This is a genomic window from Bradyrhizobium guangdongense, assembly GCF_006483445.1.
In the GTDB taxonomy this organism is placed as follows: Bacteria; Pseudomonadota; Alphaproteobacteria; order Rhizobiales; family Xanthobacteraceae; genus Bradyrhizobium; species Bradyrhizobium guangdongense_A.
The window spans coordinates 1-15,021 of sequence record NZ_PPPT01000221.1; the positions used below are offsets into that span (position 1 = coordinate 1).

Annotated in this window: 11 protein-coding genes and 1 pseudogene; 5 read left to right on the forward strand and 7 right to left on the reverse strand. The window is 62.0% G+C overall.

Annotated features, from left to right (window positions below):
* Window positions 1–347 (forward strand): annotated as a pseudogene (locus tag C2U70_RS33235) (hypothetical protein); the annotation flags it as partial.
* A gap of 179 nt (window positions 348–526) precedes the next feature.
* Here C2U70_RS33235 and C2U70_RS28690 read toward each other — a convergent pair.
* A complete protein-coding gene (locus C2U70_RS28690; RefSeq protein WP_186294528.1) occupies window positions 527–1,870 on the reverse strand; it encodes an agarase in 1,344 nt (447 codons plus the stop codon).
* Between the two features lie 193 nt (window positions 1,871–2,063).
* On the opposite strand from C2U70_RS28690, the gene C2U70_RS28695 reads away from it, so the two are divergent.
* Together C2U70_RS28695 and glk are read left to right on the forward strand one after the other, a co-directional pair.
* Entirely contained in the window at window positions 2,064–3,398 is a 1,335-nt protein-coding gene (locus tag C2U70_RS28695) for a GH1 family beta-glucosidase (protein ID WP_140981998.1), read from the forward strand.
* Window positions 3,395–4,381 carry a glucokinase gene (gene glk / locus C2U70_RS28700; RefSeq protein ID WP_349629583.1) on the forward strand — a complete coding sequence of 329 codons (987 nt, stop codon included), beginning with the start codon at window positions 3,395–3,397 and terminating at the stop codon, window positions 4,379–4,381. The genes C2U70_RS28695 and glk overlap by 4 nt, the downstream gene beginning before the upstream one ends.
* A gap of 33 nt (window positions 4,382–4,414) precedes the next feature.
* On the opposite strand, the gene C2U70_RS28705 is transcribed toward glk, so the two are convergent.
* Entirely contained in the window at window positions 4,415–6,094 is a 1,680-nt protein-coding gene (locus C2U70_RS28705; protein ID WP_140981999.1) for an ABC1 kinase family protein, read from the reverse strand.
* Window positions 6,095–6,141: 47 nt separating this feature from the next.
* Window positions 6,142–6,543: a hypothetical protein gene (locus tag C2U70_RS28710; RefSeq protein WP_140982000.1), complete on the reverse strand. Its 402-nt coding sequence runs from the start codon at window positions 6,541–6,543 to the stop codon at window positions 6,142–6,144.
* Between the two features lie 272 nt (window positions 6,544–6,815).
* Between C2U70_RS28710 and C2U70_RS28715 the strand changes: the two genes are divergently transcribed.
* Window positions 6,816–8,501: an ABC1 kinase family protein gene (locus tag C2U70_RS28715; RefSeq protein WP_186294529.1), complete on the forward strand. Its 1,686-nt coding sequence runs from the start codon at window positions 6,816–6,818 to the stop codon at window positions 8,499–8,501.
* A gap of 55 nt (window positions 8,502–8,556) precedes the next feature.
* Here the strand turns inward: C2U70_RS28715 and C2U70_RS28720 are convergent, their stop codons facing one another.
* From C2U70_RS28720 to C2U70_RS28735, 4 genes are all read right to left on the reverse strand, one after another.
* On the reverse strand, window positions 8,557–9,042 hold the full coding sequence (locus C2U70_RS28720; protein WP_140982002.1) for an SRPBCC family protein: 486 nt from the start codon (window positions 9,040–9,042) through the stop codon (window positions 8,557–8,559).
* A complete protein-coding gene (locus tag C2U70_RS28725; RefSeq protein WP_140982003.1) occupies window positions 9,020–10,483 on the reverse strand; it encodes a hypothetical protein in 1,464 nt (487 codons plus the stop codon). The genes C2U70_RS28720 and C2U70_RS28725 overlap by 23 nt, the downstream gene beginning before the upstream one ends.
* A gap of 98 nt (window positions 10,484–10,581) precedes the next feature.
* Entirely contained in the window at window positions 10,582–12,885 is a 2,304-nt protein-coding gene (locus C2U70_RS28730; RefSeq protein WP_186294531.1) for a squalene/phytoene synthase family protein, read from the reverse strand.
* 198 nt (window positions 12,886–13,083) lie between these two features.
* Window positions 13,084–13,680: a tyrosine phosphatase family protein gene (locus C2U70_RS28735; protein ID WP_140982005.1), complete on the reverse strand. Its 597-nt coding sequence runs from the start codon at window positions 13,678–13,680 to the stop codon at window positions 13,084–13,086.
* A gap of 226 nt (window positions 13,681–13,906) precedes the next feature.
* Between C2U70_RS28735 and C2U70_RS28740 the strand changes: the two genes are divergently transcribed.
* On the forward strand, window positions 13,907–15,021 hold a 1,115-nt coding region (locus tag C2U70_RS28740), incomplete at its 3' end, for a cytochrome P450 (RefSeq protein WP_210243921.1).

The following is a 15,021-nucleotide window of genomic DNA, read 5'->3' on the forward strand; positions in this document are numbered from 1 at the left end:
CGCCGCTCGGGCAGCGCGTCCTTGCGGTCGCGGCCGAGGAGATCCACGATGCAGGGCTGACTGAAAAGCGAATCCTGATCTCGTTCACCGACATCACCGCTTTCAAGCAGGCCGCCGAGCAGCTCACCGAGGCCAAGCAGGCCGCCGAACAGGCCAACCGTGAGAAGTCCCGCTTTCTCGCCGCCGCGAGGCACGACCTGCGCCAGCAGTTGCAGACCTTGAAGCTGCTGCATGGAGCACTGGAGCAGCAGGTCAGGGATGAGCGAGCCCAGGCTACGCTGGTCCGGCTGGGATCTTCGCTCGAATCGCCGCACCGAGGACGGTTGGGCCGATTGCCAGACCAATAGACTTGTTCCGGTCCATTCGAACCATTGGCGACTCTGGAGTAAAATCGATCCTGGCCCGTGACGGGATCCCGCCAAAGAGCCGTAGCAACATTCGCATGTTTCGCACCAGGGCCGTAGCGTTCGATGCCGAGACTTGTCCGGCAAAATCCGGGACCTGAGGCTTTCGCTCGCTGCAATGATCAGATGACGGTCGACGCGCCGGCGGCGGCGTGAATGCGCTCCGCTGCGGCGTTGACCTTGGTCATCGTCCTCGTCAGCTCGTCGTAGACATCGTCTTGAATCGTCACGATGCCGAAATTCGAATCTTCACCGTCAAAACGCCCCTCGGCCGGCTGATCGGCATGCTCGAACCAGTGATAGCCGACCACGTTCGGCTTGCCGAGGGCCGCCGTTACGTACCGTTCGAAAGCCTGCGCGCGCTCGGTCTGGGTGGCCACCCGTGGTCCTCCGCCCCGGCTGTTCGGCAAGCCCGCATCGTCGCCGCGGAAGGAGAATTCAGAGATCAGGCATGGTTTGCCGGTCGTGGCATAGGCGTCGATCACCGGCAGCGGGTCGAAATCGTAGCGGTTGAAGGAGATCACATCGAGGTGCCGGCCGGCCGCGGCAACGACGCCCGGCAGCGGCTGATAGCCGAACCTGGAGCCAATCACGAGATGATTGGGATCCACCGCCTTGATCGCCGACACGCACAGTTCGAAGTACTTGTCGGCGACAACGGCCACGAAGGTATCGCAATCCGCGCAGAACGCCTCGCGCGCGGGGTTGCCAAGGTTGGCCTTGGCCTCGAGCGCGTCGTTCAGGCCGCCGGGCGGCATTCGGAAGAACGGCGCGACAATGTGTTCGATTCTGCCGAGCTGCTCCCAGGAGCGTGCCGGCGTGCGCCATACCGCGTTGAACTGGGAGAAGTCCCGGTAATGTGCCTGCAGCCTCGAGATGGCAGCAACGCGGCCAGGAAGATGTGACGGAAAGTTCAGGAATACCGTCAACAACTCGTCGGCCCCCCGCCAGTCGGGAGACCAGTACAGTTCGTTGTCGATAAAGGTCCCGAGCAATCCGGGATCGTTGCGCCGGTCCGCGCAACGCTTGTTGGCGCTTGCGTGGATATGCGCTGCAAATTCGGGATCGAAGACATCCGGAAAGATCTGGCCGCGTCGGTGCAACCGAAACGACGCGCCGAGCTCTATGGTCGGTGCGTTTGCCAGCATTTGCGATCCGGCACTGGCGACGAGTTCATCTGACCAGCAGCCGACCGTGTTGAAGTTCCAGCTTGCCAGCCGGTCAGAAATAGCGGTGCGCCATGCGTGCAGATTGCCATACTTAACTCGGCAAGCCTCGGCGTAGGGCACGCGGTCGGTCAGGCCGATGCGTTCCGGATCGAAGCGGATGGCATTGACGCCTTTGGAGAGAAAGCGACCACCGTCGGGATCGACGAACCACAACACTCCATTGCGCTCGGCAACGCGGAAGAAGCCGCTCCCAGTGAGGCCGTCGTCGACGACCCCGCCCCATCTCGTTCTCTGCAATGGCGGCCCCTGGCAAGCACGAAGGATGGCTATCCATCGCACGGTATTGCCGGGGCTTCTTGACCTATCTCAATACCATCCGGAACCAGCCTGACTACCAATGCGACAGGGAGACAACGTACCTGAAAGCCAACGGGCCGGCGCGCAGCACCGTGACCGAGCACAGGCAGGGCAGGACCACGCAGGTCGTTTCATGTCGACAACGCAACTGCCGAACATCGCCAGCCTACGTCCAAATTTCATCTGGGGCGTTTCAACCTCGAGCTTCCAGATCGAGGGAGCGACGCAGGAGGATGGCCGCGGACCAAGCGTCTGGGACGTCTATTGCCAACGTGGCGAGATCAAGAATCACGACACGGGCGACGTCGCGTGTGACCATTATCATCGCTACCGCGAAGATGTCGGCCTGATGAAGACGCTGGGCGTGCAGGCATACCGGTTCTCGATTGCCTGGCCGCGCGTGTTGCCGCTGGGATGCGGATCCGCCAACGAGGCTGGCCTTTCATTCTATGACCGTCTGGTCGACGAGCTCCTGGCTGCCGGCATCGAGCCGTGGCTGTGTCTGTATCATTGGGACTTGCCGCAGGCCCTGGAGGAGCGCGGCGGGTGGTTCAACCGGGAGTCGACGGTGTGGTTCGCCGACTATACGGCTCTGGTTGCCGCGCGCTTCGGCGACCGGGTCAAGCGTTTCGCGACATTCAACGAGCCGTCGATGTTCAGCCTGTTCAACCACTCGCTCGGCAAGCGGGACCGCGGCAGCGAGGCGCAGTTTCACCGCATGATCCACAACGTCAATCTCGCGCACGGCGCCGCAGTGGACGTGCTCCGCGCAAAGGTTGCCGGCGCTTCGATCGGATGCATCCATAATCTGCAGCCATGCCGGCCTTCGAGCTCAAGCGAGGCCGATGCGCTGGCCGCGGCGAACCTGAATGTCTACTGGAACTACGCCTTTCCGGATCCGCAATGCCGCGGCGAGTATCCGTCTTCCATGCGATCGGCGATCGAGCCGTATATGCAGCCGGGCGACCTCGCGCGCATTTGCCGTCCGCTCGATTGGTTTGGACTGAACCACTACAGCCCGGTCTACGTGAAATCCCGCCCGGATTCGATGTTGGGTTACGACTTTGGCGAGAAGCCGGCCGGCGTGCCCCTGACGCCGATCGAATGGCCGATCGAACCCGAGGCTTTCAGGGAGACGCTGCAGCTCGTCCATGCCCGCTATGGTTTGCCGATTTACGTTCTCGAGAACGGATATGGCAGCTTTGAGCAACCTGATCAGACGGGTGCGGTGATCGATTCTGGCCGGATAGACATGCTGCGGGCTTATATCGGCGCAATGAATTCGGCCGCTGCCAGCGGCGTCGATGTTCGCGGCTACTTCGTGTGGTCACTGCTCGACAATTTCGAATGGGATTCTGGCTACAGCGTCAGGTTCGGCCTGACCTATGTCGACTATGCATCGCTTCGGCGAATCCCTAAATCGTCTTTTCGCTGGTACGCCGACCTGATCCGGGCGTCACATCCATGATGATGCCTGCCGCTCGCGAAGGATCCGACCGAACAGTCCTGGTGGCAGATATCGGCGGGACCAACGCCCGCTTCGCGCTCCTGACTGATGGAAAGATGAGCGCGGTGGCGCGTATGGCCGTCAGCGACTACGGCACCTTTCAGCAGGCACTTGCGGCCTATCTCGGCGATTTGCCGAGACCCGGCGCGATCCATGGCGCAATCCTTGCTGCTTCCGGCGTGGTCCAGAATGGCCGCTGCGCTCTCACCAACAATTCCTGGGTGATCGATGCGGAGGAGTTGCGGCGAACGCATGGATTCGCGACCGTTCGTCTGATCAATGACTTCGAGGCGGTGGCGTGGGCTCTGCCCCATCTCCCTGCCGGCAGCCTGTTCCAACTCGGCGGACGAGAACGGATCGCGGGAGCGCCCCTTGCTGCGCTGGGACCGGGCACCGGCCTGGGAATGGCGGTCAGCATACCGCACGCCGGCGGTCAAATCGTGCTTTCGAGCGAGGGCGGGCACTCCACCATGGCGGGCGGCTCGTTGCGCGAGGATGCCGTCATCGAGCATTTGCGACGACGCTTCGCTCATGTTTCCTCCGAACGCGTCCTGTCGGGTCCTGGACTCGAGAATCTCTATGACGCGCTTGCGATTCTCGACGGCATGACGCCATCAACACGTCGTGCGGCCGAAATCACCCGGGTCGGGAGCGAGGGGGATTGCCCGATCAGTCGCGCTGCCCTCGACATGTTTTGCGCGATGCTTGGGTCCGTCGCCGGCAATCTCGCGCTCGCGCTGGGCGCGAGAGGCGGAATATTCATCGGCGGCGGCATCTTGCGCCACATCCCTGAATATCTTGCAGCATCCCAATTTCGCGCGCGCTTCGAGGCGAAGGGACGGCTCCGAAGATATCTCGAACCGATACCTGCCTATCTCATACTGGACGAGAACGTCGCATTCGTCGGCCTCTGCGCCCTGATGGCGGTCGAGGGCATGAGCTGAGAGGCCGATCGGCGAGAGGCGCGCGAGGCTGGTCTATTGGCGGGTGCGTTGCGAATGCGCGCGCCCCCGGTGGTCGCGCGGGTCGGTCGCGGACAGTCTGCGCCCTTGCCGCCAGATCGGCGCAAGCAACGCAATTGCAGTCAGCGCGAGGCCGCCCGCAATCCAGTATCTGCTCACGCCGAGCATCCGCGGGAAGTCCTGCAACCTGTCGTCCTGGTAGACGACGTAGGCGCCGACGCCCAACAGGATCGCCCAGAATTCATACGACAACAGGCGCGCCTGCAGCATGTCGAGCCATACCCGGAACGTGCGTCCGACGCCCTGCGTCGAGCGGAAGTCGCTCGCCAGACACCTCATCTGATGCGCAACGTCGAGCACGGCGGCTGCGGACGGCCGTGCCATGTCGTACAAATCGATGCGGGTGGCGCGTCTGAAGAATTTGCCGGCCTCGAGAAACAGGTCGTGTCCTGGCGCGAGCGCAGAGAACGTCGCGTCGATGGAAAGAACGGCCTTCTGATAGAGGATCATTTCCGGCGCGATCGCGAGGTCGTAGCGGCGCGCGGCCGACATCATGTCGATGATGAAGTCGGATGTCAGTTGAAGAGGGCGGCCCTCATTGGCGCCTGTGCCATATCGATATCCCTCGAACATGAGCATGAGATCCTGGCGCGCCGCCTCCATGTTCGAGCGTTCCGATCCTCCCATCCAGCGAAGCATCTCGTCCACTGCGCGACCGAAATCGCACTCGACGAGATAGACGAGGTAGCGTTGCAGCGACTCGCGGAGATCGTCCGAGAGGGTCCCGACGATGCCAAAATCCAGATACGCGATCACGTTGCCCGGCAACGCGATCAGGTTTGCGGGATGCATGTCGGCGTGAAAGAACCCGTCGCGGAGAGCTTGGTTAAGCAGGTTCCAGGCGATGTTGCGTGCGACCTGCACGGGTTCTATCCCGCGGCGGCGAAACTCCGCCAGCCTCGTTAGGTCCCGCGCCCTGAGGGCGGTCACGATGTCCAGTACGCGGACCCCGTCCAGGAATTCCGTCGTCAGAACGTCCGATGTCGTGAATTCGAAGCGCACGCGGGCGGTGGCCTGAAGTGGGTCGCCCTTTGCGAACAGGGCAAAGCGATGGCCGTGGCGAGCCTCGTTTCTGAAATCGAGTTCCTCGATGGTCCATCGCTCGAATTCGTCGAGAAAGGTTCGGGCCGAGCTCCCCAGGTGTCCGCTCACGAGGCGGAGACACCTTGCCAGCATCCGCATGATGCGGAAGTCCGCCTTGAACTGCCGCTCGATGCCCGGCTTCTTGATCTTGACCGCGAGCCGCGTCCCGTCGTTGTCTGTGGCCAGATGAACCTGCGCGATCGACGCCGCCGCGAGCGGAACGGAGGCAAACGAGGCGAACAACTCCTCCGGAGACTGTCCGAACTCGTTCCGGATGGTGGTCCTGACCTCGCTGTAGGGGAAGGTCGCCGTTTCACCGAGAAGCTTGAGAAACTCGTCGCAGTACTCTCGAGGCAAAAGATCGAAGCGCAGCGAAAGCGCCTGACCGACCTTGATCCAGACCCCGCCAAGGCGCTCGATGGCCTCGCGCACCCGGACCGGCAGCGGTGCGCATGCTGCCGCTGGGCGGAAGGCTGGAAGAATGACGCAGCGAAACGTTGTCGCGCAAATCTGCCAAAATCGCCAAACGGTGCTAGCGATCGCGTCCATCATCTTCAGCGACGCCTGATGGCAAATGGTTTGTTCCGGCCATTCGCCGTTCAATCATCGGACGGTACGCGTCGCCGACGCCGACGTGGAAGATAATCGTCCTCAAGCTGTCGTCCTTCGCGGATCAGATTGCCCAGCAGGGAGTAGGGCGAGTCCATGATGCGCCCGGCAATGCCGGCCAGCGCAAGCCCCACTTCGCGCTGCCAGCGATCCGCAACGCGACGGCCCTCGGAAAAATCCTCGTCGTCATTGTCGTGATCATGTGCCCGGCGATGAAGTCGCCGCCGACGTTCCGTCGCGGCCCACTCTTCCTTTTCTTCGTCGGTCGGGCCTTCGAGCCAGGCGCGACGCCGAGCACGCTCTCGCTCGGTCCACTTTTCGATGTCGGCAGCGCTGACGACATCATCGTCGTAGTCTGCAGCTTGATCTCGCGGAGCGGCGCTTTTGGTCATGCAGGCAGCCTCTGCAAAAGGAATGACATTTGATAATTGCAAAGGATAGCCACGAGACCGGCTGCTGTCCAGCGGCACGCCGTTCCGATGAAGTTACCAAACTACCACTCTGCACTATTGATGGCTCACGTCGGCGACGCACGAGACGAATTGATTTGCGCTGCGGCAAAATGCGATAGTGATTGCCGCGGTGGGCTGATGATCCCTCGAGCATGACCGAAGGTATATGCTGCTGGGTGATTGAGCCACGCGACGGCAGGGACAGAGGGCACATGCGACTGACCGCCCACGTGATCGCTCGGACTGGCCGCGTCGCCGGGAAAGCAATCGCTCTCTTGCCGGTCCTTGTCCGCAGCCGCTCGCGTCGGGTGCGCGCGCAAGCCCTGCGATCAACGCTTGAATCGCTGGGCACCAACTGGATCAAGCTCGGGCAGACCTTGGCCCTGCGTTTCGATCTGTGGCCGGCGGAATATTGCAGCGAGCTCCTCGCCATCCGGAACGATCCGACGCCGCTTGCCTATTCGGCGATCCGCGGCATTGTCGTCGCCGAGCTTGGTGTGGCTCCGGAGCAGGCATTCGTGTCGTTCGCGCCGGAGCCCTTCACGATCACGTCGAGTGGACAGTTTCATCTTGCGACCGCACCCGACGGAACGAAACTCGTCGTCAAGGTCCAGGACCCCTCGATGCGCCGCGAGTGTGTCCTCGACGCGAGATTGATGCGGCTCCTTGCCGGCGTCGGGCTGTTCCGTGGCTTCGAGATCGCTCATGCGCGCGATGCCGTGGAGGAGTTCGTCAAAGGACGCTTTATCGAGCTGAATCTCGAGACGACGCTAACGAATGCCGAACGAATGGCGGCCCTGGCCGACGATGACGAATGGGAGAGCAGCGCGCGGTTTCGGCGCGAATGGAGTGCGGGCTGTGTCCTGACCTCGGAGCTTGTCGACGGTATTCCCATCTCTCAGATCATCGACGCGAAGCGGCGTTCCGGGCAGCCCTATCTCCGCGAGATCGCGCGGCGCGGCTACGATATCGACCGGATCGCGCGGCACCTGTACTGGAATGCTCTCAATGAGATCTTCCGCGACGGAATCTTTCATGCCGACATAAGCCCCGCCGGCATCCTAGCTCTGGCCGAGAACGGGGTTTCATATGTCGACTATGCCGTGATCGGGCGGTTGTCCGAGGATCGGCAGGAGTCGCTGCGCTATTTTTGGCGATGCGCAATCCAGCAGAAGTTCGACGCTGCCGTCGATGAACTGCTGTACTGCCTCGAGGTGCCGGCTTCGTACGATGCAACGCAGTTCCGCAGGGATGTCGCCCGGGTCCTGGAAGATTATGTGGATGGCTTTTCCTCTCCGGTGGAGAGCGAGCCGCGCCGCACCGCGCAACGCCTCATGGCGAGCCTGATGACCGTGGTCCGAAAGCATCAGCTCGCGCTTCCGACCGATCTTGCGCAATATTTCACGACGATGCTGACGCTCGAATCGATCGTCTTCGAGCTCTCGCCGTCATTCAATGCAGCACAAGAGTTGATGGTTTTCTTCAGGCGGGCGGCCGTACTGGACATCGAGGATGCGATGAGGCCGGCGCAGGCCTTTTCCTCGATGGTGAGCATTTACCAGCAGGCCCGGCTTGCTTTCGACGAGCTTCAGACCGTCCAGAGGGTCAGCCACGGCATCGATATCTCGTTGCGAACGCTCCGACTACGACTGTTGCAGCAAGGGTTCTGGGCGGTCCTGGTGGCGGCCGCCGCCTATCTCGGCCTCCATAGCGACAGGCTGTACAATTTCCAGACGTCGCTCGGTGTAGATCCTTACTGGACCTCCGCTTCGCTGCTGGTGTTTGCTATTTTTCTCGTGTCGCGCATCTGGCGCCAGGGACGCCAGCTTGCCGCAATCGATCGGTCGATCGTCTCCACGACCGAAGTTTCGGGCCGAAGCGGCGGACACGTGCGATAGCCGATCTCGGCTCGGGCCGCAGCGATCGGCGCGATTGCGCGTTCCGCCGGACGTTTCACGTTTCGTCGGATCTCGCGGCGGAAGACTCGGCACTTTCCAGGACAGTCTTCAGGCGGGCCAGCGCGCGGTCGGTCGCACTCTTCAACAGTCCATCGGCGGCCGACACCGACAGGAACGGCAATGCGATCTGCAGCCGAACGAATTTCGTGAGGCGCGTGCCGGATCCTGTCGCTTCGCAGTCGATGCTTCTCTCGAACGCGACGGGCGCCGAAATGCTCCTGCCGGCGAAATATCCGGTTGGGTCGAAATCAGTCACCTCCCACTCCATCTGGACGCGGGCGCCGAGAAAGATGGGAAACTCGCGAAAACGGGAGCCGGTGCGGAATGGCCCGGGAGTCAGGCACTCGACGTCGCCGACATTGGTGAGCCAATCGCTGTCGTTGCGCGGCTCGCAGACGAAGGCGAACACGAGATCGTGTGGCCGAGCTATCACGATGGAGCGTCGCGTCTCGATCCAATTATCCCGCTCGTGCGGGCTCATGACGCGACTGCGGGGCGGTATGCGATTGCCATTTGCTGACGCATTTTTCGTAAGTCCTCAGTGTGCGCGCGTAGTAGGTGTAGACGCCGCCTTGGATATTGCTGCGTGCCATACATCGCTTCAAGTCATCTTCGATTCGGGGCTGGTCAGCCCCCTCCGCGATGCTGCCGAGGATACGGTTGGCGACTCCGCTTTTCAGCACGATCGCCTGAACTGTGGCGTGATCGCGCCTGGCCCAGGCGTCGTATAGCGCCGTCCGTTGCTGCATGCATTTATCGACCAGGACGTGCAGCGGAACAGACGTGTCGTCCGGGCCATTTCGCAGGGCCGCGTGGACGAGCGTGTCGACAGCAAGCGGCGCGCCGTCTGCGGATCGGGCTTCGTCCGGCAGGATGTCGTCGTCGAGGCCTTTGGCCGGGTGAACAAGCAGGCCCGATCGATCCAGTTCGGCCATGACCGCGCTCGCGGGTGCGTCGCCATTGGCCATGAGAGCGGCAAGTCGTCCCTGGCTGACGAGGACGTAGATCAGCGTATTTGCGAAGTGATCCGCCAGATCTTCCTCGAAGTCCAGGAGATCGTCGAGGATCTGGCGATGGAGAAAGTTGCGATTGAGCAGGTGAAACGCCAGGCGCATCTCCGCCTCGGGATAGAGTCCCGCGGCGGGATTTGTAAAGAGCGCGGTCGGCGCGAGCAACACGTTCATGAATTTCCCGTGCATCATGCGCCGGTACCATCCGAAGTCGTGGTCGTCGTCGACGATGGCCTGATCGTAGGTCTCGAGCTGAGCCGCCATGAGGTCGAGCGTGCGCGAATAGAACTGGTCGAGCGCCTTTGCGAGTGGCTGGGCTCCATACAGCGCAACCAGGTCGGAGATGCGATTGCCGATCTCCGCGGCCATCCGAAGCGTATATCGTCGCAGCCGAAAGTCCGGACCGGCCGGCAACGCGTCCGCTTCGGGCACATCGTTTCCGAACATGGCACCGGAACGAGCCCTGAGCCTGTGCCGGAGATCGTTCGGCAAGCGACTGTCAACCTTGCTCAGCATCGCATTCAACGACTGGCCGAATAATCGGCGCACCTCGGGCAGGGCAAGCGCTTCGAGGTCCATCGTCGCGTCGGCGGCAATCAGCCAATTGCTCCAGAAGGCGCCCAGGTCGGCGTAAATGAGATTGCTGCGGGCAAGAAGCGGCTGGGACAGCGACTCCGTGCTTGCGATATAACCGGCCGCAGCGCCGGCGATGAACCGGCGTCGCAGCTTCAGCATGCGCCGGTCGTCCGCGGTCAGAAAACATTCGGCCGGCTTGAGCGAGCGTTGCAGACGCCGGAATTTCCATCCATAGATCGATGCGACAATCAACGCGGTCGCGAATAGCCGGACACGGACGAGCCAGCTCAGATTGTCGAGCGTGGCAAGCCGAGGGGGAGGCGAGGCGGCATTCATACGGGTCTCGTTCGACCGTTGGACCGATATTGAGCGGAATCGACCATGAAATTCGTGTTACTCCAAAGCCGGTTCCGGAACACACCCAGGCCTCCGGGTCAGACTTCGAGACTGGCGCGACGAGCCTTTCGATAGCAGTGCCTGATCAGCATTTCGACGATGCCAAGCACAGCGCGTGACGAAGGGGCGCGGATCAGAGCCAGCCGCTCCCTGGCCTCGCTCTGTCCGACGTCCTGGTCCACGGTCACGAGAATACGTCCCATGACGCGGCTTTGCCCAAGAACGTTCAAGGCCGCGCTCCAATCGCCCGACCTCATGGCATCCACATAGCTCGCCGCCTGGTCGCGCCGCGCGCGCGCAATGCAAATCAAGTCGGCTGAAACGTCGTCGTCGCCGTTGACGAGCGCGCATCGCAGCATGCTCTCACGTGCGGCTGGCGTGTCAGCCGGATGTGAGAGGCTGATCAAATGCCTGAAATCGTCCGCGAGGGGAGAGGCGAGGAAACGTTCGCTGACGAGCTCAGTGGCCAGAATGGCGGCGACAGGCGGTGACGTCGTAGCGCTCTCGGCAGCGTTCTCGCGTGTCGTCGTGCTCACGCAATCGAGATAGCTCCGCGCGAGTGCCCCCTGGGACAGGAGAATGAACCCCGGTGTCGTGACAAGACCCTGGCGCGTGTCGCCCCTGATATCGGCCACGTCATCGAGGATCTGCCAATGCCAGTATCCGGCGATGAGAGTCAGGCAGTCGTCCTCCAGATTGCGGCGCCGCTCGCTGGTCGTGTCGTCGCGGACCCAAAGCGCCCATGGGGCAAAGGCAAAGCCCAGGGTCTTCTGATTGAGGAGTTGCGTCATATACCAGTGCCAGTCGTGGCCCGGATCGAGGATCTTTTGCTCGCGGCTATTGAACTGAGCCATCAGCACGGCGCGCGCTTCGCCGAGAAATGTGTCGGCGATCGAACGGCGGGAGTCGATGTCGACAGCCAGATCGCAGTACCGGGACAGGCTGTGCTGAAAGGCGCTGGTCAGTCGTTGAAACGAGTCGTTTTGGTCGTCCGACGATGTCGGAATTTCGGTCCGGCGGCAAGTTTGGTCTATGGAGACGCCGGAGATTGCTTTCGCCGCCTTGCCCAACCATTCATCGATCAATGCCAGTGCCCGCTCCGGGGCCAACGCACGATCATCGATCAGCCGATCCAGCTCTATCGCGGCGATGGACCAGAACGCATAGACCAGGCCGGCGCTATGGCCTCGACCGGCATGGCCTTCGTCTCGACGGGTATCGATGGATGCGTAGGAGTTGCGGCCTATCCAATAGGCTGTCGCGAAACGACGACGGAGCTTCCGTCGCTTGTCATCGGGAATTGAGACGTCCCTCAAGGCCTGGTCGATCGCCGCGACGACCGGGCGGTTGAAGATGGGAAGCAGCCTGGCTAGGAGTCCCGCCCATGCCGGTGCCGAGCGCTGCGCCAGCGCCTTCGGTGTGTCGGCACCGATGCTGCGGCGAACCGCCGCGCGCGGCCGGTGCAGCAACAGGGTGCCGAGATTGGCAAGCAGATTCTTTGCAAAGCCGAAGCCGATGCTGGCCTGTCGTTGCATCACATAGTCGTTGGCGCGGAAACGGTCGAGGTATGCCTGGTACTTGGCGACGAGGATGGCAACGATGAGCGGATATCGAAGTCCGGGCGTTGTGCTGGCCTCCTGCAAGCCGCTCATCAAGTGGCGCTCGGCAAGGCGCACATTCGACGCGACCCACCGACGCCCGGTTGGCGTCGCGATATCCGCCGTCAGAGTCGGTAGCGCCATGCCGTAGGCATCGAGCTCTTCGCGGGAGATGTTGTAGATGCCCTCGTCGCAATCGCGCAGAAAATCTCGCAGGACATGCGCGACCTTGGCACCGTTCGCGGCAGCGCGTCCGGGTATTTTTGCCGGAAGACCGGGAATGCGGCAGAAATAGCCGATGGCGAGCAGGCAGTTTGACACTTCGTAGTCGAAGTTGCGCCGCAGCTCCTGGTATTCCGAGATGGTTCCGTGACGCTGCACGTCGAACTGCATCGCACTGAGCATCATGCTCAAGGAATCCTTGAGCAACGCATCGCGACCGATGTCATAGGCTACCAATGCGTCGAGCGGTGCTTCGTCCTTGGACAGATTTACCCGCCGTCCAGAATAGAGGTCGTGAACAAGCTGGATCTGTCGCGTCAGGAAATCGTACCGCGTGGCCGACGCCAGCGATACGTCGTCCGCGATATCGTCCAACCAACGAACATAGACGTACCAGGCCCAGAAGTACGGCCGATCGGCCGCGGGCAGCAGCAAGCTCAAGAGATAGGTGAAATGGCTCGACCGTCGTATGGCGGCTTGGGCCGACTGAACGGAAAATTGCGCTTGGATGCTGACGTCCATCTCCGGCGCTCCAACCAGGATCATGCGCGCGAGCTTAATCTATATCGAGGGCTGTCGGTCCTGACAATGCAGCCGTTTTTGGTCGCAGAGCCGAGGATGAGTCGAGCGGTGCGGTATGCTCGACTGGGGCGATGAGAGTCAATCGATCCCGTTCTGTGCCGCATCGATCATTCAGCAGAGTGACGGTAATATACGGAGCTACTCCCGCGTTGCACGCAGATGTTTGTCAACCGCGATCATCTGCCGAAGCGCCGGATACCGTTCGATCATGTTTGCGTAGTGCGCTCTCGCGGCCGCGACGAGCTGTCCGTTGCATCCGAGCAATGCGTCACCGAGCTCGATCATGCGCAGGTTTGGCCACGCGTTTGGAGCAATCGCGAGCAGGCGGCTGAACGCCTGGGCAGGGGCGCCGGGCTGCGCCGCTGCCAGCATCAAGGTCGCGGCGGCGCTCGACCGTGAGACACCCGCGTGGCAGTGCGCGAGGAGCTTGATGGACGATTTCGAGGCGTACATGGCGCGGCCAAATCGCAGAAGCTCCCCGATGTGTTCGCCATTGGGCACGACCATATCGCTGTCCGGGTCGATGATGTCGTGAAAGCGCAGATCCAGTCGCTGGTGCGCATCGAAAGTCTCGAACACGGTCGGCACGTCGGAGCCGGGATCCATGATCGACACGATGTGGGTAAATCCACACCGGCGAAATTGCATCAGCTCGTCAACACCGCAGATGACGGGATGAAGTGTCGCACCTGCAGCGGCCTCGCCGGTGTGAGTCCTGCGCTTGAACGGGTCCATGTTGGAGTTGTGCTATATTTCCGGCGATTGGTGAAGGGCATTGCCGCCGAAGTTTACGAGCGGGCAGCGGTTCGTGCATATTGCCGGCGCAGCGCATATCGGCAGACGTATCGTGGATATTGAACGGCACGACTCGAAGCTTCGACCTCACAGGAACGAAGCTGACGCATGGACTGGCTGGCCGCGCGGTCCGCGCCTTTCGCCTTTCCTGCAGAGCATTCGGTACATGCTGGGGCCTTATGGAGCGATCGAGGCGAACCGGCGGCGTTACGGCAACACGTTTACGGTTCAGCCGATGACGCAGCCGCGCATGGTCGTGTTTTCGGATCCCGACGAAATTCGGCAGATCTTCACGGCCGAGCCGGGCGAATTGGTCGGCGGGGAGCCTGCCGCGCGCTTGCTCGGTCCCATTCTGGGCTGGAATTCGCTGGTCGTGCTCGACGGCGATCGATATTTGCGCCATCGCAGGCTGATGATGCCGCCGCTCCACCAGGAGCGCATGCCGCTGTACTTTCGCGAGATCGTGCGCATTGCGGACGAGGTGGCCGATCAATGGCCTGTTGCGCGGCCGTTCAAGATCCATGGGGAAGTGCGAAAGATCCTGATGGATGTGCTTCTTCGGACGATCTTTGGTTTCGAGGACGAGAGACTCGCGCAGGTCAGAAGCCTTCAGGGGCGTATTCTCGATATGGTGGATAGCCCATCGGCGGGCTTCATCTTCCTCCCCACGCTTCGCCGAAAACTCGGCGGCTACTCGCCCTGGAGTCGGTTCCTGCAGCTTCGCGCAGAGCTGGCATCGTTGTTGTCGGAGGAAATAGCCCGCTGCAGGCGCGAGGCCGGGTCGCGCGTCGATGTCCTGTCGCTGCTCGTCGCGGCACGCGACGAGGCCGGCAATGCGATGACCGAGCAGGAGCTGTTCGACGAATTGTTCACCCTGCTGATGGCGGGGACCGAGACGACGACGTCTGCTCTCGTCTGGCTCTTCTATCACATCCTGGCCAGGCCCGAGGTCATGGCGAAACTGCGTGCCGAGCGCGACAGGGAGACCGGGCGTGGCGGACGGCTGATGCCGGAACACGTCCAGAATCTCAGCTATCTCGACGCCGTCGTGAAGGAATCGGCACGGCTTACGCCGGTGACTACGGACGTCGCGCGTATCCTGAAGAGACCCAAGAGAATAGGCGCGCTCGACCTGCCGGCCGGGGCCGGTGTTTCGGCAGGAATCTATCTCGTCCATCACCGGCCGGATGTGTGGCAGGACCCGGAGCGCTTCAACCCGGATCGGTTCATCGGCGTGCGGCCGGACCCATACGCATTTTTTCCCTTTGGAGGCGGGGACCG

Coding starts and splice junctions, on each gene's coding strand:
- C2U70_RS28720 (WP_140982002.1), bottom strand. CDS start 9,042: ATGAGCCCGCACGAGCGGGATAATTGGATCGAGACGCGACGCTCCATC.
- C2U70_RS28710 (WP_140982000.1), bottom strand. CDS start 6,543: ATGACCAAAAGCGCCGCTCCGCGAGATCAAGCTGCAGACTACGACGAT.
- C2U70_RS28730 (WP_186294531.1), bottom strand. CDS start 12,885: ATGGACGTCAGCATCCAAGCGCAATTTTCCGTTCAGTCGGCCCAAGCC.
- C2U70_RS28725 (WP_140982003.1), bottom strand. CDS start 10,483: ATGAATGCCGCCTCGCCTCCCCCTCGGCTTGCCACGCTCGACAATCTG.
- C2U70_RS28695 (WP_140981998.1), top strand. CDS start 2,064: ATGTCGACAACGCAACTGCCGAACATCGCCAGCCTACGTCCAAATTTC.
- C2U70_RS28715 (WP_186294529.1), top strand. CDS start 6,816: ATGCGACTGACCGCCCACGTGATCGCTCGGACTGGCCGCGTCGCCGGG.
- C2U70_RS28735 (WP_140982005.1), bottom strand. CDS start 13,680: ATGGACCCGTTCAAGCGCAGGACTCACACCGGCGAGGCCGCTGCAGGT.
- C2U70_RS28705 (WP_140981999.1), bottom strand. CDS start 6,094: ATGATGGACGCGATCGCTAGCACCGTTTGGCGATTTTGGCAGATTTGC.
- glk (WP_349629583.1), top strand. CDS start 3,395: ATGATGATGCCTGCCGCTCGCGAAGGATCCGACCGAACAGTCCTGGTG.